Origin of the sequence: Mycobacterium sherrisii, assembly GCF_002102355.1 — a bacterium.
GTDB classification, from domain to species: domain Bacteria; phylum Actinomycetota; class Actinomycetes; order Mycobacteriales; family Mycobacteriaceae; genus Mycobacterium; species Mycobacterium sherrisii.
In genome coordinates, this window is the sequence record NZ_LQPT01000081.1 from 119,246 (window position 1) to 135,394 (window position 16,149).

Consider the following 16,149-nt stretch of genomic DNA (forward strand, 5'->3'; position numbering starts at 1 on the left):
TATTTCGGCACGATCCCTCAGGTGATGAGGCCGAGTCGGCGGTACGCCGCCGTCATCTGGACTTTGGCCTCGGCCGGCAGTTCGGCTTGCGGAGGCCGCGAGTGTGGGTAGTCACCGATCGGCAGACCGAGTAGCGACGCCGCGTATTTGAAGGCACCGGCCCAGTGGGTGAAGTAGTCCGATCGCGCCGGATAGCAGGTCCACCACGGACCGAGGTCGAGATCGAATTGATCCAGCCCGTTGTCGCGAGCGTAATCCATGGCCTCGAGCAGTTTGTCTCCCAACACCAGATCCCAATAGTCGGAGAACAGCCGCCGCTGCGGAGTTTCGAAGAGGTAACCCGCGGTGCCCAGCTGTGCCGGGCACACGATCCCGTCGCGCAGCCAGCCCGCCCGGTACACCGTCTTGTCGCACTCCCAGACCAGCAGACCGGGCGCAAGTTCGTGGAGCATCCGGCTGCCCGCCGGCCGGAACGCCCCTTCTTTGGTGGCGCACACTGCGGGCACCTCGGCATAGATCCGGGCGCTCTCCGCCGGGGTCAGCACGTACCCCGAGGACGGCGAGTTAAACATGCCTAAAGCGATATCCGTATGCGCCGCAACGTATTTGAAGAACCGCAGCACACCGTCGCCGCCGTGGACCTCCATCATCGGTGTTTGGATGTAGGCGATGTCGGCGCCCGCCTCCTGGGCGTGGCGCGTCAACTCGACACAATCCTTCGCCGACATCGCCGCCGTGCACGCCTGCACCACAACGTCGGGATTGATGGCACGCGATTCCTCGATCGCCACCTCCAGCAGGTCCTTGCGCTCGTCGATGGTCAACGACCAGAATTCGGCGATTCCGCTGGTGCACCACAACATCGGATGCCCGAGGTCGCCGATGCAGTAACGCACCAGCGTCCGGTACGCGTCCCAGTCGATGTCGTCGCCATCGGTGCCACGAAACGGCGTGTACAGGGAGTCCCCGATGCCGCGCAATGCTCCGCGCGCCCAGGTGCGCGCCTGCGCCGCTGTCGCCACAAGTCACTCCTTCTGTCGGCCAACCGATTTGACGTCAGGTGAAGTCCGAACCACCGTCGACGTTGATATTGGCTCCGGTCATGTAGGAATTGCGGCGGGAGGCCAGGAATGCGACCACCGGGCCGATCTCTTCCGGTAGACCGGCACGCGGCAGGTGCGCCGGATGCCCGAAATACTTGTCGATCGCTTCCATCAGGCGATAGGGATCGCTGCCGTCGACGCCGACCGAGATCGCCCAACCCACCAGCGACTCCGACGCAATGCTGCCCGGCGACACCACGTTGACCAGGATTTCGTCCTTGGCGAGCGAGAGCGACAGGTTTTTCGAGACGCTGGTCAGCATCGACTTGGCCGCGGTGTAGGCGGGCAGCAGCACGCTTTGCCGCTGCGTCGAGTGCGCCGAGAAGTTGACGATCCGCGCCCAGGCGGCGTTGCGCAGCAACGGAAGCGCCGCGCGCACGCAGCGCACCATGCCGAGCACGCCGTCCTCCACGGCCTCGCGCCACTGATCGTCGGTGAGATCGGCAAAGGCGCCCGGCGCCCCCGGCCCGACGGTATTGATGAGCACGTTGAGTGCGCCGTCGAACCGGTCGGCGATATCGACGAAGAGCTGATCGACCGCCGCGGCATCACCGACGTCCACGGCGAAACCCACGACGTCCGGGCTGCCCCGCTCGGCAAGCTCGGCCACGGCGGCGTCGAGAAACGCCGGTGTCCGGCCGACCAGCGCGAGCCGGGCACCGTCCTCGGCCAGACACCGGGCCGACGCCAAACCCATGCCACGACTACCACCGACGACAACCGCCGTTGCATCGGCCAGACCTAAGTCCATGGCGAGATCCGCAGCCGTCTCGATGAGCTACCCGATGGCATGCGTCCGGTCACCTTTGCCCGTCCAGCCTCATATACCAAAAAGCCTACGATAGGTATTACAGTAGCAGAGGAAACTACGCACGAAAGCCCGGTTGACGGTCATATCCGAATGGCGACACGCCCACATATGTGCAGGTGGGAGCACCTACGCCGGTAGATTTGGTGCAGTCGGCGGCGCGGCCGTAGACCGTACGCACAGCATACAGTTTGATGGAGGTGCCCGTAGTGGCCAAGCAGGCAACCGCTGATAAGCGTCAGCGACGCGAACGCGGATCCATCAACCCCGACGACATCATCAGCGGCGCATTCGAACTCGCGGAACAGGTTTCGATCGACAACCTGAGCATGCCGCTGCTCGGCAAACACCTCGGCGTCGGAGTGACGAGCATCTACTGGTATTTCCGTAAGAAGGACGACCTGCTCAACGCGATGACCGACCGCGCGCTGAGCAAGTACGTGTTCGCCACGCCGTACGTCCAAGCCAGCGATTGGCGCGAAACCCTGCGCAACCACGCGCGCTTGATGCGTAAGACGTTCATGGGCAACCCGATTCTGTGCGATCTGATTTTGATTCGCGCGGCACTGAGCCCCAAGGCCGCCCGGCTGGGCGCCCAGGAGATGGAAAAGGCGATCGCCAATCTCGTCGAGGCCGGCCTGTCACCGGAGGACGCGTTTGACACCTACTCCGCGGTATCCGTACACGTCCGTGGCTCAGTGGTTTTGCAACGGCTCTACGAGAAGAACCAGTCCTCGGATGCCGGTTCACGCGCCATCGAGGACGCCGTCTCGATCGACCCGGAGAAGACGCCGCTGCTGGCCCAGGTGAGCCGGATAGGGCACCGGATCGGGGCGCCCGACGAGACCAACTTCGAGTACGGCCTCACCTGCATCCTCGACCACGCCGCCCGGCTGATCGAAGAGGGGGCAAAGGTTAGGTCGGGGGCCAAATCGGGTTCCCGGCCGCGCAAGGCAACGAAATCGTCCCCCCGCTCCAAAGCGACCGCGGAACGCTAGCACGCCACAGAACCGGTTGTCAGCCTTCGGGTTCGGGTACGTGGAAGTGCTCGTCACGCAGCCGGAACGCCTCCTTGGTGCCGTGCCGGGCGCGCGTCTTGACGAAGTTGAACTCATCCGGCCCGAATTGCAGGTTGGTGCCGTAGGCGTGGAATAGATAGCTCGCGACTTCCTCGCCGTTGTAGGCCTGCGTCTGCTCGACGAGACGGAACGCCTCCTTGGCGATCACGACACCGTCGGCAGGCATCTTGGCCGCCTTCTCGGCCCAATAGCGGGCACGCGCGGTCACGACGCCGGGATCGCAGGTCTCGGTGAAGATTCCGAGGTGCTCGATCTCGCCGGCCGCGATGACATCGCCGGTCAGCAGCAGCCGGCGGGCCAACACCGGCCCCAACCGGTGGAAGAACATGTGCAGGCTGCCGAGCGCCGGACCCAAAAAACGCGTCGCCGGCATCCCGATTTTGGTATCGCGGGCGATCACCGAGATGTCGGTCATCAGCGCCATCTCGAACCCGCCGCCCAGGGCATAGCCGCCGATCTCCCCCACCGTGACCTTGGGAAAGCCCATGAAGTTGTGGTAGAAGCCAAATGACTTGCGGTCCACGGTGAGTCGCCTGCGCTGACTCGGCCGGCGCTGGGCGCTCGCCTCGGCCCCGTCGCGCTTGTCGCTCTTGTCCCCGTACCAGCCGTAGGCGTTGTTCATGTCGGCACCGGTGGAGAAGACGCCTTGGGCGCCGCGCAGCAACACCACCGTGATGTCGTCGTCGTCGGCCGCGTAATCCAGGCAGCGGCCGATGGCCTCCCGCATCGTCGCGTCATAAGAGTTGCGCCGCTTGGGATTGTTCAGCGTGATCGTGGCGATGCGCCGGGCGGAGTCGACCTCGAACAGCACCCGATCGTCGTGCGAGGCGGTCATCTCGCGGACTCCTTTCGCCGCCTGCCGAATCGGTATCCGGTCAGCTTGTCCGGCTGTGACGCCAGGGTTTCGACGCTGCCGATGCACAGCACGTCGTCGGCGCGCAGCAGTCGCGCCGTCGATGCGATGCCACGCTCGACGTGCGACCGGGCGATGTCGAACCGCAGCTCGGTCAGCAATGGCGTCGGCCGCCGAAACGACACGTGCAGCGAGCGCGTCTTGCCCGACAGTCCCATCACGCAGCTGTGGTGCTGGATGACGCAATCGAAGAACACGGCGAGAAAGCCGCCGTGCACCAGTCCGGGCGGACCCTCGTAGACCAGCGGGAAGACGACCCGGCCCGTCGCCCCCTCGGGGTCAAGGTGATCGAACTCGTACTCCGGAAAGGCCGGATTGTAGGCGCCGATGTCGGTGGCGTGATTGAGATAAACACGGCGCGCATCGTCATCGACCGCACCGATGCGCGGCGTCTGGTCCGGCGGTGCCGCCTTTGTCAGCTCGTCTTCCCATTCCCCGAACTTGGCCAGCATGGCGTCCACCGTCGGGTGCGGATGTTCCAGCGACACCAGCAGTGAACTCAACCGCCGCATCGCGGCGGCGGCCGCCACGGTCTGAGGCAGGGGCACCTCGCCGAACTTGGGGTCATCCGTGCGCGTCGGTGCACCTTCGGTCATGCGACTCTCTTCCGCCCGGGTGCGACCCGGTTGTTCCGTCGGCAGCGTTTACTTGATAACTTATACAGCGTATCAATCGTATTGCCTACTGTATGGGTAACCGTATCGCTGAGAAAGGCCGGATTCGACGGTGAGTCAGGACGCCGGTGCGGCCGATGCCGAGGGTTCGGTGACAGCACGCCGCGACGGCGCGATTCTCCGACTCACGCTCGATCGCCCCCAGCGACGTAATTCGTTGACGCACTTGATGATCGATACGATGATCGGCGAATTGACGCGGGCCGCCGCCGACGATTCGTTGCGCGCGATACACCTCAGCGGAGCCGGTGGGGACTTTTGCGCGGGCGCCGACTGGGTGAGCACCAACAGCGGCACCGCGACGCGTCCGCGCACCGGCAACCTGGTGCGCAGCATTCCGCATGCCGCGCACCGGGTGATCGAGCTCGTGCACGGCATCCAGCTTCCGGTCGTCTGCAGCGTGCGGGGCTGGGCGGTGGGCATGGGCTGCAATCTCGCGCTGGCCGCCGATTTCACCGTCGCCGCCACCGACGCGGTGTTCTGGGAGCCGTTCGTACAGCGCGGGTTCAGCCCGGATTCGGGTGCCACCTGGTTGCTTCCCCGGCTGATCGGGGTGGCCCGGGCCCGCCGGATGCTGTTGCTCGGGGAAAAGGTGCGCGGTGCGGACGCGGCCGACTGGGGGTTGATCCACCGCGCCGTCGACCCGGCCGACCTGGACGACGCCGCCGAGCAGCTGCTGGGCCGGCTGACCACCGGACCGACGGTGGCGATCGGGATGGCCAAGCAGGCGCTGAACTACGCCCAGCACGCCTCGCTGAGTGAGTCCCTGACGCAGGAGTTGTTCAACCTCGAGTTGTCCAGTCGGACACTCGATTTCAAGGAGGGCCTGGATGCCTTCCGGCAGCGACGCGATCCGGATTTCCGTGGTCGCTGACGAAGGGACGCGGATGCCAGCGGACGCGTACGACACCATCACCTACGAACTCGACGGGCACACCGCCACCATCACCCTGAACCGGCCCGAGGCGCTGAACGCGCTGAGCCCGCACATGATCGCGGAGTTGCGGGCCGCCTACCAGGAGGCCGAGAACGACGACCAGGTTTGGCTGACGATCGTCACCGGTACCGGCCGCGCGTTCTGCACCGGCGCCGACGTCAAGGAGATTCCCGAGGACGGCAAGGTGATCTACGAGCGGCCGTACCTGTCGACCTACGACCAATGGGAGGCCCCGCAGGAGGGCACCCCACCGTTTCGCACCTCGGCCAAGCCGGTGCTGACCGCGGTGAACGGAATCTGTTGTGGCGCCGGCATGGATTGGGTCACGACGACGGACATCGTGATCGCATCGGAGCAGGCAACGTTCTTCGACCCGCACGTCAGCATCGGACTGGTCGCCGGCCGCGAACTGGTACGACTATCGCGGGTGCTGCCCCGCTCGGTCGCGCTGCGTATGGCCTTGATGGGCAAGCATGAACGGATGAGTGCCGCCCGCGCCTACGAGCTCGGATTGGTCAGCGAGGTGGTCGAACATGATCGGCTGATGGACCGGGCCCGACAGATCGCCGATGTTGTCAACTCCAATGCGCCCCTGGCCGTCCGGGGAACCCGCTTGGCAATTCTGAAGGGGCTGAACGTCCCGCTGCACGAGGCGGAGATCCTCGCCGAGACCTTCCGTGAGCGGGTGCTGCGCACCGAGGACGCGGCCGAAGGCCCCAAAGCCTTTGTGGAAAAACGCAAACCGAATTGGCAGTGCCGGTGAATACGCCAGGGTTCGACACGATCCTGCTCGACGTGGACGGAGCCGACCACGTCGCCACCATCACACTGAATCGGCCCGAGCGCCTGAATGCGTTCGACCGCACCATGTGCACGGAGATGGCCGAGGCCTGGCGCATCGTCAAACTCGACGACGCGGTGCATGCCGTGGTGCTGCGCGCGGCCGGCGACCGAGCGTTCAGCTCCGGACTGGACATCAAGACGCCCTACGGTCAGCCAGATAACGTGTGGAACCACGAGGATCCCGGCGAGCTGCTCAGCCCCAAGTGGCAAAAGCTGTGGAAGCCGGTGGTGTGTGCGGTTCAGGGCATGTGCACCGCCGGCGCCTTCTACTTCGTCAACGAATCGGACGTGGTCATTTGCTCGACGGAGGCAACGTTTTTCGATTCACATGTGTCGGCCGGCCTGGTCTGCGCGCTGGAACCGATCGGCTTGATGCGCCGGGTCGGCTTGGGCGAGACCTTGCGGATCGCGTTGCTGGGCAACGACGAGCGGGTCAGCGCCGAAACTGCGTTGCGCATCGGATTGGTCACCGAGGTGGTGGCGCCAAATCAGCTATGGGATCGTGCCCACGAAATCGCCGCGACGATCGCCGCCAAGCCACCGTCGGCGACTCAGGGCACGGTCAAGGCGATCTGGGAATCACTGGACAAGCCCTATCGCACCGCGATGGAACAGAACCTGATCTACACCCGGCTGGGCAACCCGATGGGCACCGCGGAACTGACGGCGCGGCAGGACTCGCCCGACAACGTTGCTGCCGGCCCACGAAGCGATCCCAGGATCCGCTGATGACCGAGCATCCGCTACGGCAACGCATCGCCGACGTGTTGAATCTGCAACCCGACGCACCCGCGATCGAATACGACGGCCGGTGGTTGTCCTGGGCCCAGATCGGCGACGCCGCAAGGCGGATGGCGTCTTTGACCGCCCAACACCGCGACGATCCGCGTATCGGGATGCTGCTGCGTAATCGGCCCGGACAGGTGGCGGCATTTTTGGGCGTACTGCTGGGCGGCGGGACCGTGGTCACCATCAATCCGTCCCGGGGTGACGAACGCACCCGCGCCGAGATCGCCGCGCTGCGACTGCCGCTGGTGGTGGGCGAGCCCGACGATCTGGCCACGCTCGTGGGCCGGGATCATCCGGACACGCCGACCGCACCGATCTCGGGAGGTCTGGATGATCCCTTCCCAGAGGTGCGACGCGGCGACACCCCGGCGGCGTCCTGCGTCGCGGTGCGAATGCTGACCAGCGGAACGACCGGCCCGCCCAAGCGGATTGACCTCGGCTACGACGTGCTGGCACGCAGTGTGCTGGGACCGGATCCAGAGCAAGCACCGCCGCCGACCGAGCTGCGACGCGCGGTCGCGATCGTGAACTCACCGCTGGTACACATCGGCGGCGTGTTCCGGGTGTTGCAGTGCATCGCCGAAGCGAGACCCTTTGTGCTGCTGGAACGCTTCGAGCTTGAGCCCTGGGCCGAGGCGGTACGCAAGCATCGACCGCGCACTGTCTCGCTGGTGCCGGCCGCGTTGCGGACGGTGCTGCACTCCGACCTGTCGCGGACCGACCTCGACGGTATCCGCGCCGTCACCTGCGGCACCGCCCCACTCTCGGCCGACGATGCCGACGCGTTCACCCGAAAATTCGGCATCCCCGTCCTGACTTCCTATGCCGCAACCGAATTCGGTGGCGGTGTGGCGGGCTGGACGCTGGCCGACTACCAACAGTTTTGGACCGCCAAGCGCGGGAGCGTCGGACGGGCCAACCCCGGCGCGCAACTGCGGGTGGTGGACGACACCGGCGCGCCGCTCGGACCCGACCGGGTCGGGGTGCTGGAGGTGTGGCCGGCGCAGCTCGGGCGCGCCGCGCAGTGGATGCGCACCACGGACCTGGCGCGCATCGACCCCGACGGCTTCCTGTGGATCCTCGGCCGAGCCGATCAGGCGATCATCCGCGGCGGGTTCAAGGTGATGCCCGACGACGTCCGGGTCGCATTGGAAGAGCATCCCGCGGTGGCCGCCGCGGCGGTGATCGGGCGGCCCGACGCACGCCTCGGTGCGACACCGGTCGCCATGGTGGAGCTGCGAACACCCACCGACACCGACGCCCTGGTCACATATCTGCGAAAACGCCTGGCCCGCTACGAGATCCCGACAGACATCGCGATCGTCGCCGCGCTGCCACGAACCCCGTCGGGCAAGGCCGACCTCGGGGCGATCCGTCGCTTCTTCGAAGAATCCGCAACGCGACACGATCATGCCCGGTGAGTCGACCCTCGGCGAGATCCTGCGCCGTCAGGCGAGCTCGCGCGGCAACCATCCGCTGCTGGTGTGCGACACCGACCGCATCGGGTACGCCGAGGCGGATTCGCGGTCGGCAGAACTTGCCCGCGGACTGATCGATCTCGGTGCCGGCAAGGGCACCCACGTGGGACTGCTCTATCCCAACGGCAGCGACTTCGTCGTGGCGACGTTGGCCGCAACGCGCATCGGCGCGGTAGTGATCCCGTTTTCCACCTTCGTCACCGCTCCCGAATTGCGCGAGCAATTGGTCGACAGCGACGTCGAGATCCTGTTGGCGGCGCGGTCTTTTCGCTCCCACGACTACGTGCGGCGGCTGTCCGAGATTCTTCCGGAGGCCAGTGCGGGCGATGGGGCCCATGCCGAATCCGGGGAGCGGCTGTGGTGTGCCGCCGTGCCCAACCTGCGGCATGTCGTGTTCTCGCTGGACGGATTGCGCCGGTCCGCGCCGGCCGTATCGCCCGCGCGGCTCGGGGCGATCCAGGCGGACGTCGACGACGGCGATGTGCTGGCAGTCATCTACACATCGGGGTCGACGAGCACCCCGAAAGGAGTGGTGCACACGCATGCCGCGCTGCTCGAGCATCAGCGCAATCTCAACAAGCTGCGCGGCCTGACCCCGGCCGACAAGTTGTTCTGCAATTCGCCGTTCTTCTGGATCGGCGGGTTCGCGTTCGGGTTGCTCGCCACGCTGGTCGCCGGATCGACGTTGGTGTGTTCTGCCGCCCCCGCGGACAGCGACGGTGCCGCGGCGACGTTGGATCTGATCGAAGCTGAAAAGCCGACAATGACAAACGGATTCGTGGCCGGAATCGCACATTTGACCGAACACCCCAGCTACGCCACGCGTGACTTTTCCTCGCTGCGCCGCGGCAACCTCTACCCGATCATGGCGCCGGAGTGCAGGCCCGGCGATCCCGAGCTGCGGCACAACATGTTCGGGATGACCGAGGCCGGCGGTGTGCTGCTGATCGACCCGGACGAATCCGACCAGCCCGAGACGCGGCGAGGATCGTTCGGCAGGCCGGCACCCGGGTTCGAGACGATGCTGATCGACCCCGACACCGGAAAACGCATGGGCATCGGTGCTGTCGGCGAGCTGTGCATCCGCGGGCCGTATCTGATGCAGGCCTACCACAGACGTGCCCGTGAGGAGTGCTTCGACGCCGACGGATGGTTCCACACCGCCGATCTGGTCCGCGTCGACGCCGACGGCTTCGTCTATTTTGTCGGGCGGCGCAACGCGATGATCAAGACGGCGGGCGCCAACGTGTCGGCCCCGGAGGTGGAGCAGGCGATCAGCAGGATCACGGGCGAGCCCGCGTACGTGGTCGGGCTCCCCGACCCTCGTCGCGGCCAACTCGTGGCGGCGGTGGTGGTGGTGGTGGTGCGGGACGAAGCCGCGACGTTGGACATGGCCGCCCTGTGCGAGCGGCTCGAATCCGAGCTGTCGGCCTACAAAATCCCGCGCCGGTTCGTCACCGTGTCCCGTGCCGACGTACCGTTGCGGTCCAGCGGCAAGGTCGACACCCGGCGGTTGCGGGAACTCTTTGATGCCTAGCACCATCGACCAGTGGCTGAGATTTCGCGCCGACCACGACCCGGAGACCCCGATGGTCATCGATCCGTCGGCGCGACTCGGTTATCGCGAGCTCGAGCACAGCACCGGCGAATTGGCCGCCACCTTCCTCGAAGCCGGCGTGGGCAAGGGCACCCGGGTGGGGCTGATCATGCCGAACAGCGCGCGCTGGGTGCAGGTCGCGCTGGCGCTGACGCGCATCGGTGCCGTCCTGGTGCCGTTGAGCACCCTGCTGCGGGCGGGCGAAATCGTCGCGCAGTTGCGCGTGGCAGCCGTGCAGTTCTTGGTGAGCGTCGAGGAATTCCGCGGCCATCGTTACCTGGACGACGTTGCGCGGGCACGGTCCGAACTTCCGGCGCTGCAACGAGTTTGGTCCGTCGGTCAGCTCGACGGCGCCGCGGCCGGCGACCGGGCCCGACGGGTTGTCGATGCCATGACCGGCACGGTCACCGCCGCCGACCCACTCGTCATCATGTTCACCTCCGGGAGCAGCGGACCGCCCAAGGGGGTCGTGCATTCGCACGGCAGTGCGTTGGGGGCCGTACAGTCCGGCCTGGCCGCGCGTTGCATCACCTCCGAAACCCGGCTGTACCTGCCGATGCCGTTCTTCTGGGTGGGTGGCTTCGGCAGCGGCATACTGTCGGCACTAGTCGCCGGTGCCACCCTTGTCACCGAGGAGATTCCCACCCCGCAGACCACGCTGCGACTGCTGGAGCGCGAGCGGGTCACCCTGTTTCGGGGTTGGCCCGACCAGGCTGAGGCGCTGGCCCGGCATGCCGGTGCACTCGGCGCCGATCTGTCGGCGCTGCGGCCCGGCAGCCTGGAGGCGCTGTTGCCACCGGAGCAGCGGGCCCGGCCCGGCGCGCGCGCCACACTGTTCGGCATGACCGAGGCGTTCGGACCGTACTGCGGCCACCCTGCCGACACCGACCTGCCACCGGCGGCGTGGGGCAGCTGCGGAAAACCGTTCCCCGGCATCGAGATTCGCATCGTCGACCCTGACGGCGAACCGGTCGCGCCGGGAATGACCGGCGAGATCCAGATCCGCGGACCGCACACGTTGCGCGGCATCTGCGGCCGCCGCCGCGAGGAGCTGTTCACTGCCGACGGGTTTTACCCGACCGGGGATCTGGGTCACCTCGACCACGACGGATTCCTGTTCTACCACGGGCGATCCGACGACATGTTCAAGGTCAGCGGGGCGACCGTCTATCCCAGCGAGGTCGAGCGCGCACTGCGCACGATCGACGGCGTCGAGGGCGCCTTCGTCACCAATGTGCCGGGCAGCGGCGGCAATCGGGTGGGCGCGGCGGTGGTATGCCGCGCGCTGAGCGCCGCGCGGCTGCGCGACGCCGCGAAGGCGCTGCTGAGTGCGTTCAAGGTTCCGGCGGTGTGGCTGGTGCTGGATTCGGACGAGGACGTGCCGCGCGGCGGTACCGGCAAGGTCGACCTTCGCCGGTTGCGGGAACTGTTGGCTGCGGCGGCCGCCCCTGACCGCGAGCCTGACCCCTGAAAGCAACTGAAACAACTGAAAACCACTGCACCGCTGGCATACCGTGCGCAGGCACCTGCGGCGGAAGGTGGACCGCATCGTCGTACCGCGGCGGTTCAACCGCGTCGCGCGAGCGATCTCACGGGACCCGGGTCCAGGGCTGACAGTTCAGTGACTCGAACGCCTTCACCGAGGTGTTGATGTTGGCGAACATCGGGCCGATGGAGGTGTTCGTCTGCAGGACGTGGTCCTTGTTCGCGTCGGGCGTGCTGTAGGTGAACCACGAGCACATGGAGTCCTGGGTGGGCACGTTGTTGATCCACACGCCGAAGACCGAGCCCGATCCGGCCGTGTGGTACAGCCCCGGTGCGATATCGGGTCCGACGACGAAGACCCCGTTGCCGGGTATGGGGTCAAGTGGGTCGGCATGCGCGGGCGCGGCGAAGGCGATCGCCGTCACGCACGCGACGAATCCGGCCACTGCGCGGGGCATCGCAGGCATCTCGTTCTCCATTCGTTGCCCGATCTGATCGCAGCGTATGCCTGACCGGGCTTTGCTACAAGAGACAAAGATGCCTACCGACGAGCGCCGGATACCGCCGACTGTGGTAGCCGGCCGGCGCGCGAATGTCCGCTCAAGACGTCCTCGTTGACCAGCACGTCGAATGCCAGGTTCAGCCGCATCGGCTTGGTCACCGCCTGCCGCCAGCGCAGCCGGGTGCCGCCGACGGCCGGCTCGCTCGTAAAGTCCTGCAGCGCAACCGTTTCGTCTTTGTAGGTCGCGGTGCCCGCCAATCCATCCTCGGACTCGACGAACGCGTACCGCACCGCCAGCGTGCCGATCGGGGTCTTGATCGTCACGTCCCAATCGCCCTGGATGCTCACTGTCACACCTCCGCGGGTTCGCGACCCGTCGGCCGCCACACCGTGCCGCGCCGCTCGTATTCGAAGAGCCGCTCGACGGCGTGGGCGACGCGCGGACCGTAGAACCGATCGAGCAGATGCAGGGCCAGCTCGAGGCCCGAGGTCGCCCCGCCGGCCGTGACCAGATCTCCGTCGTCGACGACCCGCGCCGCGACCGGATGTACACCGGTGGCCTCCAGCAACTCCAATCCCAGATGATGCGTGACCGCGTGGCGCCCTTCGATCAATCCCGACATCGCCATGATGATCGACCCGCCGCACACCGCGGCCAGCGTCACCTCCGGGTTCGCGGATGCCTTGTGCAACAACGGGGTCAGCTCGGTCTGGGCGGCCCGCGCCAACAACACGGGGATGGTGTCGACGCCGTCATCGGGGTCGCCGACGGTCGGCCCGCTGGCGCCGGGCACGATCACGCAGCCGGGTTCGGCCGGATCGAGTGCGGCGGTGGCGGCCAGCGCCAGAGCGCGGGTACCGCTGATGACGTCACGGGGCCCCTCGGCCGCCACCAAGCTCACCGCGAGGTCGCCGCCCAGCATTTCGGCACCGGCGGCGAGAACTTCGAATGGCGCGACGACGTCGAACGGGTCGAACCCGTCGTACAACACGATCTGCGCATGCACCCGGCTATCGTGGCCCGTGACCGCGCCCCAGAACAGTGGCTGGATTGCCACGTTGCACCGGTATATTGCCAAGCCATGCATGCTGTCGCGATCCTGGCCGAGCCCGATGCCATCGCGTTCGACCTCGCCATCGCGATCGAGGTGTTCGGCCGGGTCTATCTCGAGGGAGACGAGCCGGGCTACCAAGTGCGGGTGTGCGGTTGTGAACCCGTCGTGGCGGCCGGGCCGATCGGGATTGCGACGGATTACGGCCTGGCCGAGCTCGCCGACGCGGACACCATCGGGGTGCCGGGCCGCAACGACGCCACGGCACCGGTCCGCCACGACGTGGTCGTCGCGCTGAAGTCCGCCTACCAGAAGGGCATTCGGATCGCGTCCATCTGTAGCGGAGCCTTCACCATGGCAGCCGCGGGCATCCTGGACGGCAAGCGGGCCACCACCCACTGGGTCGCGGCCGACCTGTTGGCGGCGACCTACCCGGCCGTGCGCGTCGACGCCGAGGCGCTCTACATCGACGAAGGCCAGATCCTCACCTCGGCCGGCGCGTCCGCGGGACTTGACCTGTGCCTGCACATGATCGCCCGCGACTATGGTTCGGCCGCCGCCGCGGACGCCGCCCGCCTGGCCGTCACGCCGCTGCACCGCAGCGGTGGGCAAGCGCAATTCATCATCCGCAACCACCGCAGGTCGCACACCGAACTCGACGCCTACTGGCCTGGATCGAGCACAACGCGCACCTGCCGCTGACATTGCGCGACATCGCTCGCCAGGCGTCCAGCAGCGAACGGACGCTCAATCGACGGTTCCGGCACGAGACGGGCCAAACGCCCATGCAGTGGGTCAACAGCGTCCGGATCAGGCATGCACAACAGCTGCTGGAACGAACCGCGGACGGCATCGAAAACATCTCGCGCCAAGTGGGTTTCGCATCGACGACGAATTTCCGTGAGCAGTTTCGGCGGCTGGTCGGGGTATCGCCGCAGAGTTATCGGCAGACCTTCCGCGACCAGGGCAACCGGGGCGCTAGTTAGACCCGCCGTCCTCCCGGACCAGTACGCCGCGCGACAGCAGGTGATCGATCAACGGCACCGCCCCCGCCGCAAGGTGTTCCGACATCGCCGCGCGGGCGAGCTTGTCGTCGTGTATCGCAAGCGCGTCAAGAATCCGTCGATGGTCTTGCACCGACTGGCTCGGCCAGCCCTGGATCGTGGGGAACACCGATTCCGGTGCGTAGCGGGTGATCTGCGACATCAACTGGGCAAGCTTGGGCGAGTCCGCCGCGACGTTGATGGCCCGGTGGAACTCGTGATTGAGCCGCACGGTCCGTTCGTGGTCGTCGCCGGCATAGGCCTGTTCGAGCTGGCTCTGAATCTCCTTGAGCTCGTGCAGCTGCTCGGGGGTGATGTTGACCGCGGCCCGCGCCGCCAGCTCGCCGCCGACATGGGCCTGGACGTTGGCGACGTCGGTGACGTCTCGTCCGGTGACCGGCAGCACCACGAACCCGCGGCGGGGTTGCTGGGCGATCAGGCCTTCGGCGCGCAACGCGAACAACGCCTCGCGAACCGGCGTGACGCTGATGCCCAACTCCGCCGCCAACTGGTCGAGCCGGATGTACGACCCGGCGGAGTAGGCCCCGTCGAAAATCCGGCCGCGGATGATCCGGGCGACGTCCTCGGAAAGTTGAGGCCGCGCAGCGAAATCCGGAACGCTCATCGCATCACACCTGATATTCGGCGAGCAGCCGCTTGCTGATGATGTTCTTCTGGATCTCGCTGGTTCCCTCGCCGATCAGCAGGAACGGCGCGTCGCGCATCAGCCGCTCGATCTCGTACTCCTTGGAATAGCCGTAGCCGCCGTGAATCCGGAAACTCTGTTGGGTGACCTCGGTGCAGTATTCGCTGCACAAGTACTTGGCCATTCCGGCGGCGACGTCGTTGCGCTCGCCGGAATCCTTCAGCCGCGCGGCATTGACCATCATCAGGTGCGCCGCTTCGACTTTGGTGGCCATCTCGGCCAGCTGGAACGCGATGGCCTGATGTTCGGCAATCGGCTTGCCGAAGGTCTGACGCTGTTGGGCGTAACGCACCGCGAGCTCGAACGCGCGAAGGCCGACCCCGCAGGCGCGCGCCGAGACGTTCACCCGGCCGACCTCGATGCCATCCATCATCTGGAAGAACCCCTGACCCGTGGTACCGCCGAGCACGTCGTCGGCACCCGCCCGGTAGCCGTCGAAGATCAGCTCGGTGGTCTCGATACCCTTGTAGCCCAGCTTGTCGATCTTGCCCGGAATATGCAGGCCTGCAACGACTTCGCCGAACCCGACCGGCTTCTCGACCAGGAACGCGGTGAGGTTGCGGTGCGGCCTGTCCGACCCCTCGTCGGTGCGCACCAGCACCGCGACCAGGGTCGCGGTGGCGCCGTTGGTCAGCCACATCTTCTGACCGTCGATGGTGTAGGTGCCGTCGTCGTTGCGGCGGGCGCGGGTACGGATCGCGGCGACGTCGGACCCCAACTCGGGTTCCGACATGGAGAAGGCGCCGCGGGTCTCACCGGCGGCCATGCGGGGCAGGAAACGCTGCTTCTGCTCGTCGGTGCCGTGCTGGCGCAGCATGTAGGCCACGATGAAGTGGGTGTTGAGCACGCCGGACACGCTCATCCAGCCGCGCGCCAGTTCCTCGACGCACAGCGCGTAGGTCAGCAGCGACTCCCCCAGCCCGCCGTACTCCTGCGGAATCATCAACCCGAACAGGCCCATCTCCCGCATCTGGTCGACGATCTGCTGTGGATAGGTGTCTCCGCGCTCGAGCTCGGCAGCGTGCGGGATGACCTCCTTCTCGACGAATTGCCGCACCGTGGCGACGATCTCGGCCTGGAATTCGGTCAGCCCGAGGGTTTGTGCAAGCTTTGTCATCGGTCGTCTTTCGGTAGAACGGG

General features: G+C 66.6%; 16 protein-coding genes and 1 pseudogene. 8 read left to right on the top strand and 9 right to left on the bottom strand.

Annotated elements, in window-relative coordinates; all coding sequences use genetic code 11:
• Nucleotides 1-17: 17 nt before the first annotated feature.
• Complete coding sequence (locus AWC25_RS15240; protein WP_069398776.1) at nt 18-1,022, bottom strand: dihydrodipicolinate synthase family protein; 1,005 nt, start codon at nt 1,020-1,022, stop codon at nt 18-20.
• 34 nt (nt 1,023-1,056) lie between these two features.
• Nucleotides 1,057-1,854, bottom strand: a complete 798-nt coding sequence (locus AWC25_RS15245) for an SDR family NAD(P)-dependent oxidoreductase (RefSeq protein WP_069398775.1) — start codon at nt 1,852-1,854, stop codon at nt 1,057-1,059.
• Nucleotides 1,855-2,105: 251 nt separating this feature from the next.
• Here AWC25_RS15245 and AWC25_RS15250 point away from each other — a divergent pair, with 251 nt between their 5' ends.
• Nucleotides 2,106-2,909, top strand: a complete 804-nt coding sequence (locus AWC25_RS15250; protein WP_069398774.1) for a TetR/AcrR family transcriptional regulator — start codon at nt 2,106-2,108, stop codon at nt 2,907-2,909.
• Nucleotides 2,910-2,928: 19 nt separating this feature from the next.
• On the opposite strand, the gene AWC25_RS15255 is transcribed toward AWC25_RS15250, so the two are convergent.
• Together AWC25_RS15255 and AWC25_RS15260 are read right to left on the bottom strand one after the other, a co-directional pair.
• On the bottom strand, nt 2,929-3,825 hold the full coding sequence (locus tag AWC25_RS15255; RefSeq protein WP_069398773.1) for an enoyl-CoA hydratase/isomerase family protein: 897 nt from the start codon (nt 3,823-3,825) through the stop codon (nt 2,929-2,931).
• Nucleotides 3,822-4,499 (bottom strand): PaaI family thioesterase, encoded by a 678-nt coding sequence (locus AWC25_RS15260; RefSeq protein ID WP_069398772.1) that lies wholly within the window; start codon nt 4,497-4,499, stop codon nt 3,822-3,824. The genes AWC25_RS15255 and AWC25_RS15260 overlap by 4 nt, the downstream gene beginning before the upstream one ends.
• Nucleotides 4,500-4,629: 130 nt before the next feature.
• Here AWC25_RS15260 and AWC25_RS15265 point away from each other — a divergent pair, with 130 nt between their 5' ends.
• The 6 genes from AWC25_RS15265 to AWC25_RS15290 are packed head-to-tail and all read left to right on the top strand — an operon-like array spanning nt 4,630 to nt 11,692.
• Entirely contained in the window at nt 4,630-5,451 is an 822-nt protein-coding gene (locus AWC25_RS15265; RefSeq protein ID WP_085167036.1) for an enoyl-CoA hydratase/isomerase family protein, read from the top strand.
• A 13-nt stretch (nt 5,452-5,464) separates the two neighbouring features.
• Nucleotides 5,465-6,277, top strand: a complete 813-nt coding sequence (locus AWC25_RS15270; protein ID WP_069398876.1) for an enoyl-CoA hydratase/isomerase family protein — start codon at nt 5,465-5,467, stop codon at nt 6,275-6,277.
• On the top strand, nt 6,268-7,086 hold the full coding sequence (locus tag AWC25_RS15275; RefSeq protein WP_069398770.1) for an enoyl-CoA hydratase/isomerase family protein: 819 nt from the start codon (nt 6,268-6,270) through the stop codon (nt 7,084-7,086). Before AWC25_RS15270 ends, AWC25_RS15275 begins: the two co-directional genes overlap by 10 nt.
• Nucleotides 7,086-8,567, top strand: a complete 1,482-nt coding sequence (locus AWC25_RS15280) for a class I adenylate-forming enzyme family protein (protein WP_069398769.1) — start codon at nt 7,086-7,088, stop codon at nt 8,565-8,567. The genes AWC25_RS15275 and AWC25_RS15280 overlap by 1 nt, the downstream gene beginning before the upstream one ends.
• Nucleotides 8,557-10,161: a class I adenylate-forming enzyme family protein gene (locus tag AWC25_RS15285; RefSeq protein WP_085167037.1), complete on the top strand. Its 1,605-nt coding sequence runs from the start codon at nt 8,557-8,559 to the stop codon at nt 10,159-10,161. The genes AWC25_RS15280 and AWC25_RS15285 overlap by 11 nt, the downstream gene beginning before the upstream one ends.
• Nucleotides 10,154-11,692 (top strand): class I adenylate-forming enzyme family protein, encoded by a 1,539-nt coding sequence (locus AWC25_RS15290; RefSeq protein ID WP_069398767.1) that lies wholly within the window; start codon nt 10,154-10,156, stop codon nt 11,690-11,692. The genes AWC25_RS15285 and AWC25_RS15290 overlap by 8 nt, the downstream gene beginning before the upstream one ends.
• A gap of 118 nt (nt 11,693-11,810) precedes the next feature.
• Here the strand turns inward: AWC25_RS15290 and AWC25_RS15295 are convergent, their stop codons facing one another.
• The 3 genes from AWC25_RS15295 to AWC25_RS15305 all read right to left on the bottom strand — a co-directional run bounded on the left by AWC25_RS15295 (nt 11,811) and on the right by AWC25_RS15305 (nt 13,215).
• A complete protein-coding gene (locus AWC25_RS15295; RefSeq protein WP_085167076.1) occupies nt 11,811-12,173 on the bottom strand; it encodes an Rv1352/Rv1906c domain-containing protein in 363 nt (120 codons plus the stop codon).
• 74 nt (nt 12,174-12,247) lie between these two features.
• Nucleotides 12,248-12,556, bottom strand: a complete 309-nt coding sequence (locus AWC25_RS15300; protein ID WP_069398766.1) for a hypothetical protein — start codon at nt 12,554-12,556, stop codon at nt 12,248-12,250.
• Nucleotides 12,557-12,558: 2 nt separating this feature from the next.
• Nucleotides 12,559-13,215, bottom strand: a complete 657-nt coding sequence (locus AWC25_RS15305) for a DJ-1/PfpI family protein (RefSeq protein ID WP_085167077.1) — start codon at nt 13,213-13,215, stop codon at nt 12,559-12,561.
• Nucleotides 13,216-13,290: 75 nt separating this feature from the next.
• On the opposite strand from AWC25_RS15305, the pseudogene AWC25_RS15310 reads away from it, so the two are divergent.
• Nucleotides 13,291-14,246, top strand: a pseudogene (locus tag AWC25_RS15310) (GlxA family transcriptional regulator).
• Here AWC25_RS15310 and AWC25_RS15315 read toward each other — a convergent pair.
• Both AWC25_RS15315 and AWC25_RS15320 read right to left on the bottom strand, forming a co-directional pair.
• On the bottom strand, nt 14,239-14,928 hold the full coding sequence (locus tag AWC25_RS15315) for a GntR family transcriptional regulator (RefSeq protein WP_069398765.1): 690 nt from the start codon (nt 14,926-14,928) through the stop codon (nt 14,239-14,241). The pseudogene AWC25_RS15310 and the gene AWC25_RS15315 sit on opposite strands and share 8 nt — an antisense overlap.
• Before the next feature lie 4 nt (nt 14,929-14,932).
• Complete coding sequence (locus AWC25_RS15320; protein WP_085167038.1) at nt 14,933-16,126, bottom strand: acyl-CoA dehydrogenase family protein; 1,194 nt, start codon at nt 16,124-16,126, stop codon at nt 14,933-14,935.
• Nucleotides 16,127-16,149 lie beyond the last annotated feature (23 nt).